The sequence below is a fragment of the Amycolatopsis sp. NPDC051371 genome (assembly GCF_040682155.1).
Classification (GTDB): domain Bacteria; phylum Actinomycetota; class Actinomycetes; order Mycobacteriales; family Pseudonocardiaceae; genus Amycolatopsis.
Genome location: NZ_JBFBAG010000041.1, coordinates 1 through 19,934 on the forward strand (window position 1 = coordinate 1; position 19,934 = coordinate 19,934).

General features: G+C 71.2%; 18 protein-coding genes. 7 read left to right on the top strand and 11 right to left on the bottom strand.

Features of this window, described 5'->3' with window-relative positions:
* Positions 1–57: 57 nt before the first annotated feature.
* Entirely contained in the window at positions 58–3,306 is a 3,249-nt protein-coding gene (locus AB0M59_RS38415; protein ID WP_364625313.1) for a GH92 family glycosyl hydrolase, read from the bottom strand.
* A 136-nt stretch (positions 3,307–3,442) separates the two neighbouring features.
* Positions 3,443–4,228: a histidinol-phosphatase gene (hisN, locus tag AB0M59_RS38420; protein ID WP_364625315.1), complete on the bottom strand. Its 786-nt coding sequence runs from the start codon at positions 4,226–4,228 to the stop codon at positions 3,443–3,445.
* A gap of 42 nt (positions 4,229–4,270) precedes the next feature.
* Between hisN and AB0M59_RS38425 the strand changes: the two genes are divergently transcribed.
* Both AB0M59_RS38425 and AB0M59_RS38430 read left to right on the top strand, forming a co-directional pair.
* Positions 4,271–4,966 carry a response regulator transcription factor gene (locus AB0M59_RS38425; RefSeq protein WP_155549497.1) on the top strand — a complete coding sequence of 232 codons (696 nt, stop codon included), beginning with the start codon at positions 4,271–4,273 and terminating at the stop codon, positions 4,964–4,966.
* A gap of 3 nt (positions 4,967–4,969) precedes the next feature.
* Complete coding sequence (locus AB0M59_RS38430; protein WP_364625318.1) at positions 4,970–6,253, top strand: ATP-binding protein; 1,284 nt, start codon at positions 4,970–4,972, stop codon at positions 6,251–6,253.
* Here AB0M59_RS38430 and AB0M59_RS38435 read toward each other — a convergent pair.
* The 8 genes from AB0M59_RS38435 to AB0M59_RS38470 form a co-directional block, all read right to left on the bottom strand.
* Complete coding sequence (locus AB0M59_RS38435; protein ID WP_364625320.1) at positions 6,250–6,618, bottom strand: hypothetical protein; 369 nt, start codon at positions 6,616–6,618, stop codon at positions 6,250–6,252. The two genes, AB0M59_RS38430 and AB0M59_RS38435, sit on opposite strands and share 4 nt — an antisense overlap.
* A 3-nt stretch (positions 6,619–6,621) precedes the next feature.
* The gene (locus AB0M59_RS38440) at positions 6,622–7,254 is read right to left on the bottom strand and encodes a response regulator transcription factor (RefSeq protein ID WP_364625631.1); all 633 of its coding nucleotides are present in this window, start codon (positions 7,252–7,254) and stop codon (positions 6,622–6,624) included.
* A gap of 118 nt (positions 7,255–7,372) precedes the next feature.
* The gene (locus tag AB0M59_RS38445; RefSeq protein WP_364625323.1) at positions 7,373–8,023 is read right to left on the bottom strand and encodes a response regulator transcription factor; all 651 of its coding nucleotides are present in this window, start codon (positions 8,021–8,023) and stop codon (positions 7,373–7,375) included.
* Positions 8,024–8,039: 16 nt separating this feature from the next.
* Positions 8,040–8,894, bottom strand: a complete 855-nt coding sequence (locus AB0M59_RS38450) for an NAD(P)H-binding protein (protein ID WP_364625326.1) — start codon at positions 8,892–8,894, stop codon at positions 8,040–8,042.
* A gap of 11 nt (positions 8,895–8,905) precedes the next feature.
* Complete coding sequence (locus AB0M59_RS38455) at positions 8,906–10,195, bottom strand: MFS transporter (RefSeq protein WP_364625329.1); 1,290 nt, start codon at positions 10,193–10,195, stop codon at positions 8,906–8,908.
* A gap of 240 nt (positions 10,196–10,435) precedes the next feature.
* On the bottom strand, positions 10,436–10,963 hold the full coding sequence (locus AB0M59_RS38460; RefSeq protein ID WP_364625331.1) for a GtrA family protein: 528 nt from the start codon (positions 10,961–10,963) through the stop codon (positions 10,436–10,438).
* A 37-nt stretch (positions 10,964–11,000) separates the two neighbouring features.
* A complete protein-coding gene (locus AB0M59_RS38465; protein WP_364625333.1) occupies positions 11,001–11,501 on the bottom strand; it encodes a GtrA family protein in 501 nt (166 codons plus the stop codon).
* Positions 11,502–11,511: 10 nt separating this feature from the next.
* The gene (locus AB0M59_RS38470; protein ID WP_364625336.1) at positions 11,512–13,695 is read right to left on the bottom strand and encodes a sigma-70 family RNA polymerase sigma factor; all 2,184 of its coding nucleotides are present in this window, start codon (positions 13,693–13,695) and stop codon (positions 11,512–11,514) included.
* Between the two features lie 269 nt (positions 13,696–13,964).
* On the opposite strand from AB0M59_RS38470, the gene AB0M59_RS38475 reads away from it, so the two are divergent.
* From AB0M59_RS38475 to purE, 5 genes are all read left to right on the top strand, one after another.
* On the top strand, positions 13,965–14,798 hold the full coding sequence (locus AB0M59_RS38475) for a GGDEF domain-containing protein (protein WP_364625339.1): 834 nt from the start codon (positions 13,965–13,967) through the stop codon (positions 14,796–14,798).
* Between the two features lie 71 nt (positions 14,799–14,869).
* Positions 14,870–16,219: a glycosyltransferase 87 family protein gene (locus tag AB0M59_RS38480; protein WP_364625342.1), complete on the top strand. Its 1,350-nt coding sequence runs from the start codon at positions 14,870–14,872 to the stop codon at positions 16,217–16,219.
* Entirely contained in the window at positions 16,194–17,402 is a 1,209-nt protein-coding gene (locus tag AB0M59_RS38485; protein WP_364625345.1) for a glycosyltransferase 87 family protein, read from the top strand. Before AB0M59_RS38480 ends, AB0M59_RS38485 begins: the two co-directional genes overlap by 26 nt.
* A 112-nt stretch (positions 17,403–17,514) precedes the next feature.
* Positions 17,515–18,699 (top strand): 5-(carboxyamino)imidazole ribonucleotide synthase, encoded by a 1,185-nt coding sequence (locus tag AB0M59_RS38490; RefSeq protein WP_364625348.1) that lies wholly within the window; start codon positions 17,515–17,517, stop codon positions 18,697–18,699.
* Between the two features lie 10 nt (positions 18,700–18,709).
* Positions 18,710–19,207: a 5-(carboxyamino)imidazole ribonucleotide mutase gene (gene purE, locus AB0M59_RS38495; RefSeq protein WP_364625351.1), complete on the top strand. Its 498-nt coding sequence runs from the start codon at positions 18,710–18,712 to the stop codon at positions 19,205–19,207.
* Positions 19,208–19,210: 3 nt separating this feature from the next.
* Here purE and AB0M59_RS38500 read toward each other — a convergent pair whose 3' ends face one another.
* The gene (locus AB0M59_RS38500; protein ID WP_364625354.1) at positions 19,211–19,900 is read right to left on the bottom strand and encodes an SDR family NAD(P)-dependent oxidoreductase; all 690 of its coding nucleotides are present in this window, start codon (positions 19,898–19,900) and stop codon (positions 19,211–19,213) included.
* Between the last annotated feature and the right edge of the window lie 34 nt (positions 19,901–19,934).

The following is a 19,934-nucleotide window of genomic DNA, read 5'->3' on the forward strand; positions in this document are numbered from 1 at the left end:
CGGCGCGGCGAAGGACAGGGAGCAGTGTTCTAACACTGTTTCTCACTCACGACCTGCTCAGGACACGGCGTAGGTGAAGATGTGCGCCGCGCCGGCGCCGGTGGACGTCGGCAGCGTGATGCTGCGCACCTGTTTCGCCGGATCCAGGGTGATCGGGGCCGTCGCGAACAGGTACGACGTGTACGGCCGCGACAGCCGGAACATGTACCGCGGGAACGCCGAGTTCACGTACGGCACCTTCGCGACGACCGTGTTCCCGAACTGCGGCGTCTCCTCACCGCCCTTCAGCAGCCACTCCGACAGGCCCAGCGCACCTTGCTGCGTCGAGCCGTCGGTGTAGGTGACGGTGACGCTGCCCTGTGCGTCACCGCCGGTCGCCGAGCCGAGGAACGACAGCTTCGTCGCGCCCGCCGGAGCGTCGACCGCAAGCGTTTGCCCTGAGGCGATCAGGTTGTCCGGTGACCCGGCCGGGCTCGACGGCCAGGTGAACTCGCGCACCTTCGCGCCCGGCTTGATGCCGTTCGTGGCCAAGCCCTGCGCGGAGTAGGCGAACTGACCGGGGTAGAGGTCGGTCTCGCCGAAGTCGCCGTACTGGACGAACCGATCGTCCGTGACGCCGACGTTCGTGCTCGCCGCGTGCAGCGTCCCCGGCTTCCCGACCGTCACCGGCAGGTACGCGGGCACCTGCTGCCCGCTGAACTCCACCGGCACGCTCGTGTACGCGTCCGGTGTCCCCACGGCGGCGGTCACGCGAACCTGCTGTGAAGACGTTCCATGAGCGCCCACCGTGAGCGTGCCGCTCGACGGCGTCACGGTGATCCCGGCCGGCGGCTTCGCTCGCCAGGTCACCTTGCCCTGGCCGGTGATGCCTTCCGCGGTCACGGTGGCCGTGGTCGCCGAGCCGGGCGCGACGACGATCCGGCCCGGGCCGACGCGGCCGCGCACCGCGACCTCACCGTCGCGGAAGGACGGCGGCGCGTCCGAAGCACGGGAACCCCACGACGTCGGCGAGGTGCCGAGCGTGAAGTCGAGGCGTCCGCCGTTCACCGCGAAGGACTCCGGCAGCCACGGCTTCGTGCTCTCCTGGCCGTTCACCTTCAGGCTCTTCACGTACTTCACCGAGCTGGACGCGCCGGGCGCGGTGATCGTGATCCGCTGCCCGGTCGCGCGGGTGAGCGTGATCTTCGGGAACATCGGGCTGGCCAGCACCATTTCGGCGCGGCCTGGTGCCTCCGGGTACATGCCGAGCGCGGCGAAGACGTACCACGCCGACGTCGCGCCGAGGTCGTCGTTGCCGGGCAGGCCGTCCTCGGTGGGTTTGAACAGCAGCTCCGCCGAGCGGCGCACGATGTCCTGCGTCTTCGACGGCGCGCCCGCGTACGCGTACTCCCACGGCACCTCGAACGACGGCTCGTTCGACATGAACGCGTAGGGCGAGCTGGCGTCGCTGTTCAGCTTCGTGAAGAAGAAGTCGAGACGCTTCTTCACGGCGTCGTCGCCGCCCATCGCGTCGAAGAGGCCGCGGACGTTGTACGGCACCATCCACGTGTACTGCGCCGCGTTCCCTTCCTGATAGCGCATTTCCTGGTACTGCGCGGGATCGAACGGTGACAGGAACTGACCGTCGCGCATCCGGGTCTGCAGGTAGCCCGTCGCCGGGTTGTAGACGTTCTCCCAGTACTGCGCGCGGGCCATGAACTGCTTGTACGCGTTCGGGTCGCCGAGCCGCTTCGCGAGCTGGGCGATGCCGAAGTCCGCCGTCGTGTCTTCGAGCATGTCCGAGACGTTGTTCGGGTGGTAGCCGAGCGTCCGGTAGTCGGACAGACCCGGCCGTTCGAGGGCGCGTTCGCCGGCCTGCTGAATGCGGGTGGCGCCGTTGACCATGGACTTCAGCGCTTGGGACGCGTCGAAGTCCGTGGCGCCGAAGGCGTAGGTGCTGGCGATGATCGAGTGGTACGGGTCGCCGCCCATCACGCCCATGAAGTCGTTGTTCTGCGACCAGCGGTCCCAGATCCCGCCGGCCTGGTTCGCCTGGTTGAGCATCGACTGCGCCATGTCGGCGGCCTCGTGCGGGGCGAGCATCGAGAGCAGCTGGACCTCGTCGCGGTAGGTGTCCCAGCCGGAGAAGTCGGCGTACTGCGCGTGGCCCGGTTTCGTGCGGTGGATCGCCTTGTCGAAGCCCGCGTAACGACCGTCCACATCGGAAAAGACGTTCGGCTGCAGGAGCGTGTGGTAGAGCGCGGTGTAGAAGGTGCGCGTGGCCGCGTCCGTGCCGCCTTCGACGGTGATCTGCCGCAGCCGGTCGTTCCAGGTCCGGCGAGCGTTGTCCTTGACGGTCTCGAACGAGTCGTGCCGCTGTTCGGCGGCGGCGTTGAGCCGGGCGCCGGTCGCGTCCACATAGGACAATCCAACGCGCACCTGGACCGGCTTGGCGGGGTCGAAGGTCAGGTAGGCGCCGGAGCCGCCGTCGGCGGTGACGACCTGCTTGTCCCAGGTCTCCTTGCTGAGGTCGCCGCCGCGAGCGCTGGTGCCGCCGGGCGTCACGGTGGCGTTCTGCCAGGTCCCGGACGTCGTGAAGGCCTGGTCGAAGCTCGCCGAAAAGTAGACCTTGTAGGTGTTGGGGCCGCGGCAGAAGTGGCCGCTGGAGACCCAGCCTTCGACGGTCCGCTTGGCCGGGTCGACCGTCACGGCGGCGTCGTCACTGCCCATCGCGGACTGCGCGACGTCGACGAGCAGCGTCGCGGGAGAGTTCTTCGGGAAGGTGAAGCGGCCCAGGCCGGAGCGCTGGGTCGCGGTCAGCTCGGTCGTGATGCCGGAGTCCGTCGTCACCTTGTAGTAGCCGGGGGACGCGGATTCGTTGGTATGGCTGAAGGTGGGGAAGTACTTCGTCGCGTCCACGGCGGGTGACGTCGTGATCGCGCCGGCGAACGGGAGGAACGGGACATCGCCCGCCGCGCCGCCGCAGCCGGCGCCGTTGAAGTGGGTGAGGCTGAAGCCGCGGAGCCGGTTCTCTTCCCAGGCGTACCCGCCGTCGCGGTCGCGGGCGTAGTACCGGCCCTGCCCGGCGGGTGGTTTGGGCTGCAGGGGAGTGTCGGGGCTCCACTGCACCATGCCGAAGGGGACGTCGGCGCCGGGGAAGGTGTCGCCGGCGTAGGTGTTGGTCTCAGGGGTGTCGCCGGCCTTCGCGCCGACGAACGGGTTGACGTGGGCGGCGAGGTCCCTCGCCTGGGGTTCCGCGGTCGCGGGAGTGGCGGCGACCGCTGTGATCAGGGGAATGACCAAAGCCGCGGTGACGACTCTGCGCATGCTCTTCCTCCCGGGGTGAGCGGATCACCGCGGGCTGACAACGTTGTCACAAGGCAGGGGTGACCCGGCGAGCACTGGGAGTGAACCATCGGTGGTTCGGACCGGTCAAGAAGTGCCCGCCAAGCGGCCTATCCGGTTACCGCTCGAGGATCCGCAGGACGTCGTCGTGCAGGCGGCCGTTCGTCGACAGCGCGCTCCCGTTGTCGTACCTCGCGGCGCCGTCCAGGTCGCTGAACCGCCCGCCGGCCTCGGTGACGATCACCTGCGCCGCCGCGACGTCCCACGGGTTCACGATGCACTCCGCCGCCACGTCCAGCGCGCCCTCGGCCACCAGCACGTGGTGCCAGAAGTCGCCGAACGCGCGCGTCTCCCAGCACGCGTCCACCAGACTCAGGTACTTCTCCCGCGAGTGGTACTCGGTCCACGAGTTCAAGTCCGTAGTGGACAGATAAGCGTCCGAAAGGGACGACACGCCGGAAACCGACAGCTGCCGCGTGCCGGCCGAGTCGCTGGAGAAGGCTCCCGACCCCGTGGCCGCCCACCAGCGGCGGCCCAGCAGCGGCGCGGTGATCATGCCGACGACAGGGTCGCCGTCTTCGACGAGCGCGATCAGGGTCGCCCAAACGGGTACACCCCGGAGGAAGTTCTTGGTGCCGTCGATGGGGTCGAGCACCCAGGCGCGGCCGGTCGCCGCGGACCCGCCGCGCTCTTCGCCGAGCACCGCGTCGCCGGGTCGTTCGGAAGCCAGCACGGCCCGGATCGCGTCCTCCACCGCGGTGTCCGCGTCGGTCACCGGGGTGCGGTCGGGTTTGCGCTCGATCCTCAGGTCCAGGGCGCGGAACCGCGCCGTCGTGATCGCGTCGGCGGCGTCAGCCAGCCGGGTGGCGAGGGCCAGATCATCTCCGTAGCCAGGCACGGTCACGATGGTTTCACGCCTGTTCGCCGTAGAGTTGGCCAGGTGAGCATGGTCCTACTTGCCGAAGACGATCCGGCCATCGCCGAACCGCTCTCCCGCGCCCTCGAACGCGAGGGATACGAGATCCACGTCGTCACCGACGGCCCTTCGGTGCTCGACGCCACCGCCGCCCAGAGAGTCGACCTGCTCGTGCTCGACCTCGGGCTGCCCGGCATGGACGGCCTGGAGGTCTGCCGGCGCCTGCGCGCCAACGGCACCGAGCTGCCCGTCCTGATGCTCACCGCGCGCACGGACGAGGTCGACTTCGTCGTGGGCCTGGACGCGGGCGCGGACGACTACGTCGCCAAGCCGTTCCGGCTCGCCGAGCTGCTCGCCCGGATCCGCGCGCTGTTGCGCCGCAGGGTGCCGGAGGTGCTCGAAGCCGGCGGCGTGCGGATGGACCTCGGCGCGCGGCTCGTCACCGTCGACCTGCACGAGGTGCAGCTGGCGAACAAGGAGTTCGAGCTGCTGCGCGTGCTGATGAGCCGTGCCGGGCAGGTCGTCAGCCGCGACGAGATCCTCGCCGAGGTGTGGAACGACCTCGAGTCGAAGACGTCCAAGACGCTCGACATGCACATGTCGTGGCTGCGGCGGAAGCTCGCCATCGCCGCCGACGAGGCCGCCGGGCGCACCAGCAAGACCCACGACGGCGAACGGCGGATCGCGACGGTCCGCGGCGTCGGCTTCCGGTTCAACGCCGAATAAGCCGTGCGCCGCCGCATCCTGCTGGCCATCCTGCTGGCCGTCGCCGTCACCGCGGCGGTCCTCGGCATCCCGCTGGGCATCGTGGCGAGCTGGCAGATCGAGTCGAGCTACCGCGAGACGCTCGCCGAGAACGCCCGCGCGGCGGCGGCGATCCTCGACACCGAAATCGCCAACGGCCAGGAGATCGACCTCGACCAGGTCCGTGCGGCGGTCCCGGCGAACGGGCTGCTCACCGTGCAGGTCCCGAACCAGCAGGAGAAGCGCTACGGCAACGACCCCGGCCCGGACACCGTCACCGAGACGGCCGACCTCGCGCGCGACGGCAAGGTCGAGATCGCCGTCCCGGCCGGCCCGATGCACGAACGGCAGACGACGGTGACGCTGGTCGTCGTGCTGCTGGTGCTGCTGTCGGTCGCCACCGGCGCGATCGTGGCGATCGCGACGGCGCGGCGCCTGGCGAAGCCCCTGCGGCACGTCGCCGAACGCGCGTCCCGCCTCGGCGGCGGCGACTTCCGGCCCGACCCGAGCCGCTACGGCGTCGGGGAGCTCGACATGGTCGCCGAGGCGCTGGACGCGTCCGGCACCGCACTCGCCCAGCTCGTGCAGCGCGAACGCCAACTCGTCGGTGACGTCTCGCACCAGCTGCGCAGCCGGCTGACGGCGTTGCAGCTGCGCCTGGAGCCGCTCACCGTGCACCCGGACGAAGAGGTGGCCGACGAGTCGAAGGCGGCCCAGGAGCAGGCCGACCGGCTCGCCGAAGCTCTCGACGAGCTGCTCGCGGCGGCGCGCGCGGCCCGCGAGGCCGGCGCGGAACCGGTGGACCTGCCGACGCAGCTGCCCCGGATGGCGCAGGAGTGGCGCGAGCTGCTCCGCTCGGAAGGGCGCAACCTCCGGATGCGCGTGGCCGACGGCTCGCTGGCGCGGGCGACGCCGGGGCGGCTGCGCGAGGTCGTCGGGGTGCTGCTGGACAACGCCCTGCGGCACGGCTCGGGCACGGTCACGGTGGTCGCGCGGCGCGGCGACGCCGAGGGCACGGTGGTGATCGAGGTCAGCGACACGGGTCCGGGCGTGCCGGACGAGCTGGCCCCGCACATCTTCGAGCGCGGCTTCTCCGGCGGCGGCTCGACCGGCGTCGGGCTGGCGCTGGCGCGGGCACTCGTGGAGGCGGACGGCGGCCGCCTGGAGCTGTCGAACCGGCGGCCGGCCGTGTTCAGTCTTTTCCTGAAGGTGCCGCGGCCGAGCGATGTTCCCGAAGTGCGCTGGCCCGCCGAGCGCGTCCCGCGTTAGACGTCGGCCGTGACCCGCAGGACGAACCCGGCTCTCGCGGGCATGCCGAGGCTCGTCCACAGCCGCGCGGGATCGGTGCCGCCCAGTCGCATCCGCAGCGGCGGGCTTTCGGTGTCGAGGACGGCGTGCAGCGCGGTGTCGAGCAGCTCGTGCTCCTCGCGGACCTCCCTGGCTCGCGCGGTGACGAGGTAGGAAAGCGTGCACGTGGCACGCTTTCCCTTCAGCGCGAAGAGGAACAGCTCCACGCTCGGCACCTGCGACTCCGTCTGCCAAGCCGGCTTCGGGGGATCGAGCCGGATCTGCGTCCCCGCCGGGAGGCAGGGGCGCAGCAGCCGGCACAGGGCCTCGTCGACCTGGGCGATCACGGGTCAGATCAACCCTTCACGCAGCGCGTACGCCACCGCGTGCGACCGGTTGCGCAGCTGGAACCGGTTGGTCACGTCGTGCAGGATGCTCTTCACCGTCCGCTGCGAATAACACAGCTGGTCGGCGATCTCCTGCGTCGAATACCCCGCAGCGACGAGCCGGAGCACCTCCGTCTCCCGGTCGCTCATCCCGCCCAGGTGCAGGCCCCGCGGCAGCAACACCTGGCGCTGCAGGCGGGAAACCCGGCTCAGCAGCCGGCCGAGCAGGTCGGGCGGCAGCGCGCCCTCCCCGGCCGCGGCCGCCTTGATCAGCCGGACGAGAACCTCCGGCCCGGCGTCGGCGCGGCGAGCGACCGCGCAGACGCCGTGCTCGACGGCGTTGAGGATCTCGTTGTCGTCGACCTCGCCCGCGATCAGCACGATGCGGGAGAAGCCCTGGTGGTGGAGCGCGGACAGCAGCTGCGTCATCGTTTCGTCGAGCCGGTCGGCGACCAGCAGCGCGACCGCGGCCGCGTCGCCCGTCTCCCCGTCCACCACCCGGACCTCGTCCCGCGAGCGCAGCGCCATGCAGACGCCGTTGTGCAGGATCGGATCCGTGGCGCGGACCACCACCGGCGTCCTGTCGGATTCGAACATCGTCACCCATTCCCCTCGAACGGTGCGAGAGTTCCACCCCTCACCCTGACCAGAGTGCCCGCCGGAGTGTCCCGGGCGCATGGGACCGGCGTCCCGATGTTGCCCGGACGGCTGCCCGTCAGGACCGGCCGAGGCCCGCGTCCCGGGCCCGGACGATCGCTTCGGCGCGGTCGGCGACGTGGAGCTTGGCGAAGACGTTCGAAATGTGGTTACGCACGGTTTTGGGGCTCAGGCACAGGGTGTTCGCGATGACGCCGTTGCTGTGCCCGGCCGCGATCAGGGACAGGACCTCGCGCTCGCGCACGGTCAGCTCCGGGAACACCGGCTCGCTCGCGGGCGGCGGCTGGTTGAAGAAGCCGAGCACGCGGTTCGCGATGTCCGGGCCGAAAATCGCTTCACGCCGGGCGACCGCCTGGACCGCGCGGATGATTTCGTCCGGCTCCGCGTCCTTGAGCAGGTAGCCGCGGGCACCGGCGCGCATCGCCGCGAAGACCGACTCGCTTTCGTCGGCCATCGTCAGCATCAGCACGCCGGTGTCCGGGCTCACGGCCGCGATGTGCCGGGTCGCCTGGATCCCGGACAGGTCGGGCAGGTGCAGGTCCATGACCACGACGTCGGGGAGCAGCGCGCCCGCGGCGTCGATCGCGGCGCCACCACTGGCGGCCTCGCCGACGATTTCGATCCCGGGCTCGGCGTCCAGCAGCGTGCACACGCCGAACCGGAACAGCGGGTGGTCGTCCACGACGAGGACGCGCAGGCTCTTGCCCATCCGGTCACCTCCCCCGTCACCCCCGGTAATGGTAGGGGAACGCGGCCGCATTCTCACGCGCCCAATCGGCGAACGTCCGCGGCGGCCGGCCGAGCACGCGCTCGACGGTGTCGAAGACGACGTGTTCGCGCTCGGCGGAAGCCCGCTTGAGCGCGAAGAAGCCGTCGACGGCTTCGGCGGGCCAGCCGTACTTCCGCATCATGCGTTCACGCGCGGCGCTTTCGGGCTCTTCGACGAATCGCACCGGCCGGCCGAGGGCGTCGGCGAGGATCGCGACCTGCTCTCCGGTGGTGAGTGCTTCACCGCCGGTCAGCTCGTAGGTCGCGCCTTCGTGGCCGGACGTCGTGAGGGCGAGCGTCGCGACGGCGGCGATGTCCCGGACGTGGACCAGCGCGGACGCCGGGTCGCCTTCGGGGACGTACACCGCGTTCTCGTCGCGAATGCTTTCGCGCCAGGCGAACCGGTTGTCCATGAACGCGCCGGGCCGCAGGATCGTCCACGCCGGCCCGGCTTCGCGGACCGCCTGCTCGGCTTCGGCGTGGGCGCGGGTGATCGGATCCGTCTGTCCGAAGTGGACTCCGGTGGTGGACAGCTTGACGAGGTGGGTGGCGCCGGCCCGGGCGGCGGCTTGCGCGACCGCCTTTTCACGGCCGGCGCTGTGGCCTTGCGTCAGCACGAACACGCGGTCCGCGCCGTCGAGGAGCGTGGGCAGGTCCGCGGTGTCGAGGTCGGCTTGGACGACTTCGGCGCGCGGATCGATGCGGGCCTTGGCCGGGTCGCGGGTCAGGGCGCGGACGGCGGCGCCCGCGTCGAGCAGAGCGGGAACGAGGGCGCGGCCGACCTTGCCGGTGGCGCCGAGGACGAAGATCATCAGGAATCTCCTTATCGGTGAAGCGAGACGTGGGGGAGCGCGAACGCCGTGACGAGGGCGAGCGCGAGCACCGGCAGCAGGGCGAGGAAGACGCCGTGAGTGCCGGCGCTGTAGGCGAAGCCGAGCGCGACCGGGCCGAGGCTCGAACCGAGCGCGCGGGCGAGGTTGACGCCGGCGGCGACGGCGCCGCGGTCCGCCGGTGGTGCGGTGTTCTGCGTCGCCATGGCGAGGACTTGCAGGTTCAGCCCGGCCGCGAGGCCGAAGACGACCAGGCAGCCGAGGACGAGCGGCAGGCCGTCGAGGGTGAGCAGCCCGATCACCGCGAGCAGGCCGAGCGCCATGCTCAGCCGCGGCGCCCAGCGGTAGGCGCCGGTGCGGGCGATGATCTTGCTCGCCACGACGGAGGAAAGCGCCACGGCGAGCGTCATCGGCACCAGCCGCAGCCCGCCTTCCGCCGGACCGGCGTCGGCCTGCAGGAGGACCGCGATGTAGTTGATCGAGCCGAGGAACGCGAATCCGGCGAGCACGCTGAGCACGACGGACACAGTGAACGTGCGGTCCTTGAAGAGGCGCAGGGGCAGCACGGGCGCTTCGGCTTTCCGCTCGACGAAGACGAACGCGACGGCCGCCACCGCGCCGAGGCCGATCGACCACGGCGTGAGCAGGGTGAACCCGGTGATCGCCCCGCCGAGCAGGACGACGCCGGCGAAGTCGAAGGGCGCTTCACGTCGTCGTCTCGGCAGGTCGAGAGTCGTGAGGAGCGCGACGGCGACGAGTCCGAGCGGGAGGTTGACCAGGAAGATCGACCGCCATCCGGCGACCCCGGTCAGCACACCGCCGACGACCGGCCCGGCGAGCGACGCGACGGCGAAGCAGATCGAGAACCACCCGAAGTACTTCGCGCCTTCGCGGGGCGTGAACATCTCGCCGAGCGAAGCGCCGACGGAGACGAAGAGGCCTCCGGAGCCGGCACCCTGCAGCACGCGCCCGGCGATGAGAAGGGCGGCCGACGGCGCCAGGCCGCAGGCGAGCGAACCGAGCAGGAACAGGGCGAGCGCGCCCAGGAGCACGCGTTTGCGCCCGAAGACGTCGCCGAGCTTGCCGTAGAGGGGAGCGGTGACGCTCCCGGCGAGCAGGTAGGCGGTGGTGACCCAGGCGTAGGAGCCGGTCCCGCCGAACTCGGCGGCGATCCGGGGGAGCGCGGTGGCGACGACCTGGGCGTCGAGCATCGCGAGGAAGACGGACAGGAACAGGCCCGTGAGGGCAGGATTTTGAGCGCGTTTCAGCGCGGTGGTACGCAAGAGAAGTCCTTGTTTCGTCAGAAGGGACGAGAAGTGCGGACGCGTTGAGGACGCGTCCCGTCGAGTCGGGAAAAGGCTCCATCGTCACCCGCGGACGGGTGCGACCTCTTCGCGCTCGGAAACCACCTCGAATCGTCCCGCTCGCCCGGCCGAACCCGGACGGCGTCCTCACGAAGGAACACTGACGAAGAGGACTGTAGACAACTACATGTCAAAAGACAAGTAGTTTACGGAGACGGCTCAGTGCAGGCGGGTCACGTCGCCGGTGTCGCGGCGGCGTTCGCCCAGCTCGTCCGGGAAGACCCACTTCTTGAAGCCCCAGAAGCGGAAGAACATCGCCAGCAGCATGCCGATGATCGACCCGCTCGCGAAGTCCGCGACCTCCTGCACCAGCCGCGTCACGTGCGGGACCTCCAGGTCCAGCACGTACCGCGAGACGTACAGTGGGATCAGGTTCACCACGACCGCGACGCCGCTGATCACGAAGAACAACGTGGCTTCGTGCGCCCGTTCGCGGCCGCCGCGGGTGCGGAACGACCACTCGCGGTTGAGGATGTAGGACACGATGGTCGCGACGATGATCGCGATCGCCTTGGCGGTGGTCGGCTTCGACTCGAGCACGGACAGCTTGAGGAAGTACCAGACGCCGTTGTCGACGAAGAACGTCGTGCCGCCCACGATCGCGAACTTCAGCAGCTCCCGGTGCTTGATCAGCACCGAACGCAGTGGTTCGGGCGTGCGCTTGAGCACGGTTTCCACGACGGTCACACCGTGCAGTCTAGAAGCACACGGCGTTTACTCGTGGTCAGGCGGCCTTGCGGTCCTGAATGTCCGGATCGTCGGCGACCTGGACCACACCGCGCGCGTCCTCGTCCGGGAAGACCCACTTCTTGAACGCCCACCAGCGGAACACCGTGCCGAGCAGGGTGCCGATGATGATGCCGCTGACGAAGTCGGCCACCTCGACGCCGAACGGCGACAGCTGCGGCGCCTGCAGGTCCAGCACGTACCGCGAGAACCACTGCGGCAGTGCGTTCAGGCCCAGCGCGATGCCGCTGATCAGGAAGAACAACGCGGCTTCGTGTGACCGCTCCCGGCCGCCGCGGGTGCGGAACGACCACTCGCGGTTGGCGACGTAGGAGAAGATCGTCGCGACGAGGACGCCGACGATCAGCGCCGTCACGGGGTGGGTCCGCAGCACGGTGAACTTCAGGCCGTAGTTGACGGACATCGTGATCACGAAGCTGATCCCGCCGACGACGGCGAAGCGGAGGAGCTCGCGATGCTTTTTCAGCAGCTCGCGCACCGCGCGGACGCTACCCGGTCAGCCAGCCGAATCCCTTCTCGGGGGTGGCGGTCGGCCGCTGGTCGCCCGGCTTCGTGGTCGGCCGCGGCGGCGCGCTCGTCGTGGTCGTCGACGTCGGGGGCGTGGTCGTCGGCTCGGTCTTCGTGGTCGTCGCCGGCGGGGTGGACGTCGGTTTCGTGGGTGACGTCGGCGTCGGCTTGGACGGCGTGGTGGACGGGGTCGGCAGCGGGTCCTGGCCACACCAGTGGTGGTAGCAGCCGAAGTCCACGGTCACCGGCTTCGCCGACGCCTTGCCGAGCTTCGCGGTGATCGTCACGCGCCCGTCGTCGGGACGGCCCTTCAGCCGCACCCACAGGTTGACGTGCTGGCCGGGCGCCAGCGCGCTCTTCGTCGTGCAGGTCGCGCCCTCGCCGGACGGCGTGCACGGGAAGCCGCGCAGGCTCCACCACTGCCACAGCGGGTGGTCGAAGGTGACCGTGACCGGCTTGGTCGTCTCGCCGGTGTTGCGGACCCGCACGTAGACCAGCGGGTTGCGGGTCCACGGGAACGCCGAGAGCCCGTCGCCCTGCGCTTCCAGGACCACCGCTTCCGGCGGCTGCTTCACGGTGACCTTGACGCTCACCGCGACGTTGATCTGCACGCCGGCGGTGACCGACCCGGTGACCGTGCCGCCGGCGGCATCCTCGTCGGCCTGGAGGCGGAAGTTCAGCGTCGCGCTCTGGCCGGGCTGCAGGCCGGCGCCGGTCTTGCACGTCACCACGCCGTCGCCGCCCGGGCAGTTGACCGAGATCGGCCCGCCGTCCTGCGCGAACGCCATCGGCGCGCCGCCGCCGGCCGCGTTGACCGCGTGCACGCCCGGCGGCAGCTTCAGCGCGACCGCCACGGGTTCGGACAGGCTCCCGCCGTCGTTGCGCACGGTGATCGGCAGGTTCGTCGCGGCGCCGGGGCTGAGCTCGACGCCTTCCGGCGGGGTCGTCGCGGACATCGACGCCGGCGCCGGGGCGGGTGGCGCCGGAGGCGGCGCGGGTGGCTCGACCGGCGGCTGCGCGGGCTCGACGGGCGGAGCCGCGGGAGGTGCGGGCGGCGCCGGTGGCTGCGCCGGGGCGGGCGGGGCCGGTGGCTGCGGTTTCGGGGCCGGCGGGTTGACCGGCTGGATCACCGGCGGCGGCACCTGGGCCGCGACGGGGATCTCCTGTGCCCCGCCGCCGGCGGTGAGCGCGATGATGACGGCCGCGACGACCGCCGTGCCCGAGGCCGCGACCCCGGCGAACTGACGGGGTCCGGCGGCCGCGGCGCCTGCTGCCGCGCCGGCCTTGCTCCCGGCCGCGGCGGCACCGGCGGCGGCCGCACCGGCAGCCGCGGCAGTGGCCGCGCTCGCCTTGGCCGCGCCGATCGTGGCGAGGTAGCCGAGCGCCGCGCCGCCCAGGACGATCGGGGCGATGATCGCGCGCAGCCCGCCGTTGACGTCGGCGAGCTCCGCGGCCAGTGCCCGGCAGTTCTCGCACTCGTCGAGGTGGTTCTCGACCTGGGAGCGTTCGCGCTTGGACAGCCCGTCGCGGGTCCACGCGCCGAGCCGCTCGGCGCAGGCGCGGCAGCGTTCCTCGGCGTTCTCCTGCAGGTGGACCTGCAGGTACGACTGGCGGAGGCCTTCACGGGCGCGGTAGGCGAGCGCGGACACGCCGTTCGCGGTCAGCCCCAGCAGTGGCGCGACCTCGGCCGGGCTCTGCTGCTCGATCTCGGTGTGCCAGAGCACGGCCTGCCAGCGTTCGGGTAGCCGGGCGAACGCCTTCGCGGCCATCGTCCGCTCGAGCCCGGCGACGGCGGTGTCGGAGAACGGCACGGTCAGCGCCTCGGCCGCGGCCCCCTTGACGTCCGCCATGTCCTCGTTGAGGTCGACCCGGCGTTCCTTGCGGGTGCGGTCGTACGCGGTGTGACGCAGCGCGGTCAGCAGGTACGCCCGGAAGGCTGTGTCCGGCCCCTTGCCGCCACGCAGCGTGTCCAGCACCTTCGCGAACGCCTCGGACACCAGGTCGTCGGCTTCGGAACTCGAACGGGCCAGCTGACGTGCGAGGTTGTGCGCCGCACCGGTGTGCCGTTCGTAGAGCGGCCCGTACGACTCGATCTTCCCGGCGCGGACCTCGGCGATCAGCTCGGCGTCACTCTTTCCGCTGAGATCGGCGGGAACGGTGGACACGGCACTCCTCGGTCGGCTAGGGCCAGGACCTGCCATTACAGGCGGGTCCGCGACGCGAGACAAGTGTGACTGACCCACCCCGGGCCGTCACGTCGTGGTCGGGGTGTTGACTCCGACGGCGCATCGAAATCACCCGCTCCCGGGTCGCGGCGTGGAAAAGCTTCCTAACAAAACTCGCGAGTACGCGTCACGGGGTCCATTGGGGCACGTCCTCACCGTGAAGCACCGAGCAAGATCGACACGGACCGGACGAAAGGGGCAGGCCGCCAGTGGACGTTCCGGCTACGCGCTCCGGTCCCGGTGACGCTCCGCTCGCCGACCGCGCCCTGCGCACGTTGCGTGCCCGCTGGCGCACCGCCAGCATGGCCGCCGGGTGGCGGTTCCCGAGCGATTGGTCGCTGCCCGAAGTCGACGCCGTCTGCGCGGCCGTGATGGCCAAGGGCGGCGCCGAAGCCGCCGAAACCGCGCTGGCCGGGCTGGCCCGGGCCCGGGCGGCGGCCGGCGCGGGGCTCGCGGAAACCCTCGCCGACCTGGCCGCGCTGCACGCGGTGCTCGACCACGGCGGCGACGGGTTCGTTTCGCCGGACGTCGACGCCACACCGGCGCGGCTGCTCCGGACCACCGCGCTGGCCTGGGCCGACGTCGCGACCGACCAGCTCGTGCACACCGAGGTCACCGACCCGCTGACCGGTCTGCCTTCGGCCGCTTACCTGCGCACCCGGCTCTACGAGGTCTACCGGGCCGCCGCCGCGCGAGAGCGGCCGGCGGCCGAGGACCACGTGCTGCTGGTCGTCTCGCTCGACCTCAGCACGGTCACCGGGTTCCCGCGGCTGACCGGGATGATCCTGGTCGCGGACGCGCTGCGGGCGGTGTTCGACAGCGGGCAGAGCGTCGCCTCGCTGGGGCCGTCCGTCGTGGCCGCGCTGGTCCCGAAGGACGAGCGGGTCGCTTCGCACGGCGTCGCGCTGCGAAGGGCCTTGCACGAGCGGCTTTCCGTGGATTCGCAGCTGGCGGACGCCGGCCGGCCCCGGGTATCGGCGGTGCGCCTGCCCGCCACCCACGAAATGGCCTGCGACCTGCTGGCCCGCCTCGCACGCGTGTAGTACGCGTGAAATGTCCGGTTCCGCCCGGACCCTTCTAACCCGGATCAGGCGGGTCATGATTTCCTGGTGAGGTGACCCGGACCGTATCCACCGACGTCGACGGCGCAGTCGCGGCCAGATCGCAGCACCGCCTGGCCCTGCGGAAGTCACTCGCCCGCCTGTCCGTCCGCCCGCGGTCGATCCTGATCCTCGCGGTGATCCCGCTGGTCGCGATCGGGTACGGGGTCTGGGGCTGGCAGCACGACTGGGTGCTGGGCGTCGACAGCGCGGTCTACCGGGCCGGTGCGCTCACGCTGCTGCACGGCGACTCCCTCTACGACGCGAACACGCTGGCGCCCGAGCCGTGGTGGGCGCTGCTGCCGTTCACCTACCCGCCGACGGCCGCGCTGATCTTCGTGCCGCTCGCCGCGTTCCCGACGCAGATCTCCTGGGGCCTGATCACCGCCGTCTCGCTGGCGGCGATGGCCCTGTCGATCCGGATCGCGATCGGCGCGCTGCCCCGCCCGGCCGCCGACGGGCCGCGCTGGTGGGCCTCGCCCGCCCGCTCGACCATCGTGTTCTTCCTGGTCTTCCTCGGCCTCGAGCCGGTGTGGCGGACGATCTTCCTCGGCCAGATCAACCTGATCCTGATGGCCATGATCCTGCTGGACATGCTGGTCATCGGCACGCGCGGGAGCCGCTGGGGCGGCGTCCTGGTCGGCGTCGCGGCGGCGATCAAGCTGACGCCGCTGGTCTTCCTCGGGCACCTGTTCGTCACCGGCCGGCGGATGGACGCGATCCGCGGCTTCGCCACGTTCGTCGTGCTGCAGGGGCTGATGTTCCTGATCAACTCGCACGACGCGGCCAAGTACTGGACCGTGACCCTGCCGGACACCGGCCGGATCGGGCCGGTGCACTGGGCGGGCAACCAGTCGCTGAACGCGCTGATGAACCGGGCCACCGACCTCGCGCCGTGGGCGTCGTCGGCGGCGATGGGCATCGGGCTCCTGCTCGCCATCCCGGCGCTGTGGCTGCTGATCCGCTTCCACCGCAAGGGCCAGGCGCTGGCCGCACTGCTCGTCACGGCGTTCTGGACGCTGCTGATCTCGCCGATCTCGTGGACGCACCACTGGGTGTGGGTGATCCCGCTGATCGTGCTGCTGGTGTCGCGGCTGCCGAAGACCACCCCGAAGACGGCGTGGAAGCGCTGGGTCGGAACCGGCCTGGTGGCCTTCGTGTTCGTCAGCTGCGTGCTGCTGATCCTGCCGAACGGCCGCAACGTCGAGCTGCACTGGAAGGTGTGGCAGAACATCCTGGGGGACGCCTACATCCTGATGCCGGTCGTGCTGGCCGCGGCGCTGATCCTGCGCTGGGGCCTGCAGCGGCGGGCTCGGAAGAAGGCCGCGCCGGACGAGCATGTCGACGTCGCGACCGGCGTCTGAGGCGCGCACCGGCCGGGTGCTCGCGGGGGTTCTGGCGCTTGCTGTCCTGGCGCTCGGCGTCGTCGTCTGGCTGGCCGGGTGGCACCTGGGTGCGGACAGCGCCGTGTACCGCGCCGGGGCCCTGACGCTGCTGCACGGCGACCCGCTGTACACGCGGGACGTGCTGACCGCGCTGCCGGACTGGGTGCGGCTGCCGTTCACCTACACGCCGGCCGCCGCGCCGCTGTTCCTGCCGCTCGCGCTCGTGCCATCGGGCCTGGTGTGGGGCGTGATCGCGGTTTTGTCGGTGGTCGCCCTTATGGTCGTGATCACGGTGGTTTCGTCGTCGCCGGGGCACTCATCGCTTCTGGGAAGAAGCCGGTGGGCGCTCCCGGCGGGAACGGCCATCGCTCTGGCGCTGGAACCGGTCTGGAAGACGCTGTTCCTGGGTCAGATCAACTTGATACTGATGGCGTTCGTGGTGCTGGACGTGCTGGTGCTCTCCTTGCGCGGGTCGCGCTGGGCGGGCGTGCTGATCGGCGTGGCGGCGGCGATCAAGCTGACCCCGCTGATCTTCGTGCCGCACCTGTTCTTCACCGGGCGGTGGAAGGACGGGCTGCGGGCCCTGGGCACGTTCGTGGGGCTCGAAGCGGTGATGTTCGCGGTCATCCCGGTCGACGCGGCGAGGTTCTGGCGGGATTCGGCGACCGACCCGAGCCGGGTCGGGTCGGTGCACTGGATCTTCAACCAGTCGCTCAACGGGCTGGTCAACCGGGCTTCGGAGCTGGCTTCCTGGTCGCTGGCGGTCGCGGTCGGGGTGGCGGCGGTGCTCGCGGTGCCCGCGGTGTGGCTGGTCGTGCGGCTGCACCGGCGTGGGGAAGACGCGGCGGCGTTGCTCGTGACGGCGTTCTACGGGCTGCTGCTGTCGCCGGTGTCGTGGTCGCACCACTGGGTCTGGTGCGTGCCCTTGCTCACGCTGCTGGTGGTCAAGGCACGGTGGTGGGCCGCGGCGGCGGTGACGGCGCTGTTCGTCTCGCAGATCGTGATGCTCGTGCCCAACGGCGGCGACACGGAGTTCGGCTGGGGCCTGGGCTGGTCGGTCGTCGGCAACGTCTACGTGCTCGCGGCGGCGGGCGGGATCCTCGGTCTGGCGGCGCGTGAGCTACGTCTGGTCCGGCGGTCGCCGCAGGTCGTGACCGTTTGACAATCCGGCCGAAAGCAGGCGGAAACGGTCCGGAGCCGACCCGCTCACCGCACCTTTCCGCCGTGGCTGCCGGTCGGATTGTCAAAAATCGGCGCAGTAGGCTGAGTGCGCTATGGACAAACACACCGGTCTGCCGGTCGTGGGCATGGTGGGCGGCGGTCAGCTGGCCCGGATGACCCACCAGGCGGCGATCTCCCTCGGCCAGTCCCTGCGTGTGCTCGCGGCGGGGGAGAACGAAGCCGCGGGGCTCGTCGCGGGCGACGTCACCCTGGGGCACCACACCGACCTCGAGGCGCTGCGGAAGTTCGCGGCTTCGGTCGACGTGCTCACGTTCGACCACGAGCACGTGCCGGGTGAGCACCTGCTGACGCTGGCGATGGAGGGCTACCTCATCCGGCCGGCGCCGGCGGCGCTGGGTTTCGCCCAGAACAAGCTGGTGATGCGCGAGATGATGGCGGGCCTCGGCGTGCCGGGTCCGGCCTTCGCCGAGGTGTCCACTGTGGACGACGTGGTGAAGTTCGGCGGCGAGCACGGCTGGCCGGTCGTGCTCAAGGCGTCGACCGGCGGGTACGACGGCCGTGGCGTCTGGATGCTGGACACCGCTCAGCACGCGCGCGAGACCGTGCCGGAGTTGCTGGAAGCGGGCACGGCGCTGCTGGTCGAGGAGAAGGTGGCGATGCGGCGGGAGCTGGCCGCGCTCGTCGCCCGCTCGCCCTTCGGCCAGGGCGCGGCGTACCCCGTGGTCGAGACGGTGCAGACCGGCGGGATCAACACCGAGGTGCTGGCCCCGGCGCCGGGGCTCGCTCCGGAGCGCGTCCACGAGGCGCAGGACCTCGCGCTGCGGATCGCCTCGACGCTGGACGTCACGGGGCTGCTCGCGGTCGAGCTGTTCGAGACCGACACCGGGCTGCTGGTGAACGAGCTGGCCATGCGCCCGCACAACTCCGGGCACTGGACCATGGACGGCGCGCGCACGTCGCAGTTCGAGCAGCACCTGCGGGCAGTGCTCGACTACCCGCTGGGCCGGACGGACCTGCTCGCGCCGGCGTGCGTGATGGCCAACGTGCTGGGCGCGCCGGAGCTGCCCGAGATGGGGCCGGACGAGCGCCTGCACCACCTGTTCGCGCGGTACCCGGAGGTGCGGGTGCACCTGTACGGCAAGCAGGAGCGGCCGGGGCGCAAGCTCGGGCACGTCAACTTCACCGGCGACCGCATGGACGACCTGCGCAACCGCGCGCTGCTGTCGGCGCACTGGCTGTCCCACGCCGTCTGGCTCGACGGCTACGAAATCCACTAGGAGATCAGCTATGGCGCCGCAGGTGGGCGTGATCATGGGCAGCGACTCGGACTGGCCGACCCTCGAGGCGGCCGGCGCGGCGCTGGACGAGTTCGGCGTCGAGTACGAGGTCGGCGTCTACTCGGCGCACCGCACCCCGCAGCGCATGCTGGACTACGCGACGTCGGCGGTGGCCCGCGGCATCCGCGTGATCATCGCGGGCGCGGGCGGCGCGGCCCACCTGCCGGGCATGGTCGCCTCGGCGACGGTGCTGCCGGTGATCGGCGTCCCGATCCCGCTCAAGTACCTGGACGGGATGGACTCGCTGCTGTCGATCGTCCAGATGCCGGCGGGCGTCCCGGTGGCGACGGTCTCGGTGGGCGGCGCGCGCAACGCGGGCCTGCTGGCGGTCCGCATCCTGGCGGCGTCGGACGAGGGCCTGCGCTCGAAGATGGCGGCGTTCCAGCGCGACCTCGAGAAGCTGGTCCTGGACAAGGACGCGGCCCTGCGCGCGAAGACGGGCCACTAGCGGTCACCACGGCACGGTCTTGCCCTCGCGGTCCAGGAACTCGATGCCGGGCCTTCCCCGCTTCGCGAGCAGGACGTCGACCACCTTCGGGACGGTTTCCTCCATGGTGAACGGCGCGTCCGGCCCGCCCAGGGCCGTGCGGATCCAGCCGGGTGCCACGACGACCAGCGCCCGCCCGGCCTCGGCCTGCCGGGCGGCGAAGCTGCGCATGAACATGTTCAGCGCCGCCTTGCTGCCGCGGTAGACCTCGCGCGAGCCCGCCGTGTTGTTCGTGATGCTGCCCTGCCCGGAGGACATCGCGCCGATGAGCCCGTCGGTGGGCACGAGGTCCTGGAGCGCTTCGATGACGCGCATCGGGCTGAGCGCGTTGGTGACCATGACGTCGACGAAGTCGGCGGTCGACACCTCGCCGATCGGCGTCGCCGGGTTGTTCGTGGTGCCGGCGTTGACGAAGAGCACGTCGAGCCGGCGGCCGGCGAGCCGTTCGCGCAGAGGCGGCAGCTGATCGGGCTCGGTGATGTCGAGGTGCTCGACCTCGACGCGCCCGTCGGAGGCGGCCGCCAGGTCGTGCAGGGGTGTCCGGGCGGCCGGGTCGCGGACGGTGCCGATCACGTGCCACCCGCGGGCGGAAAGTTCGGCGGCGATCGCGTGCCCGAGTCCGCGCGACGCCCCGATGATGAGGGCGGTCTCCATGGCAGTTCCCTTCGGTCGGCTGCGCCTCCGAGTC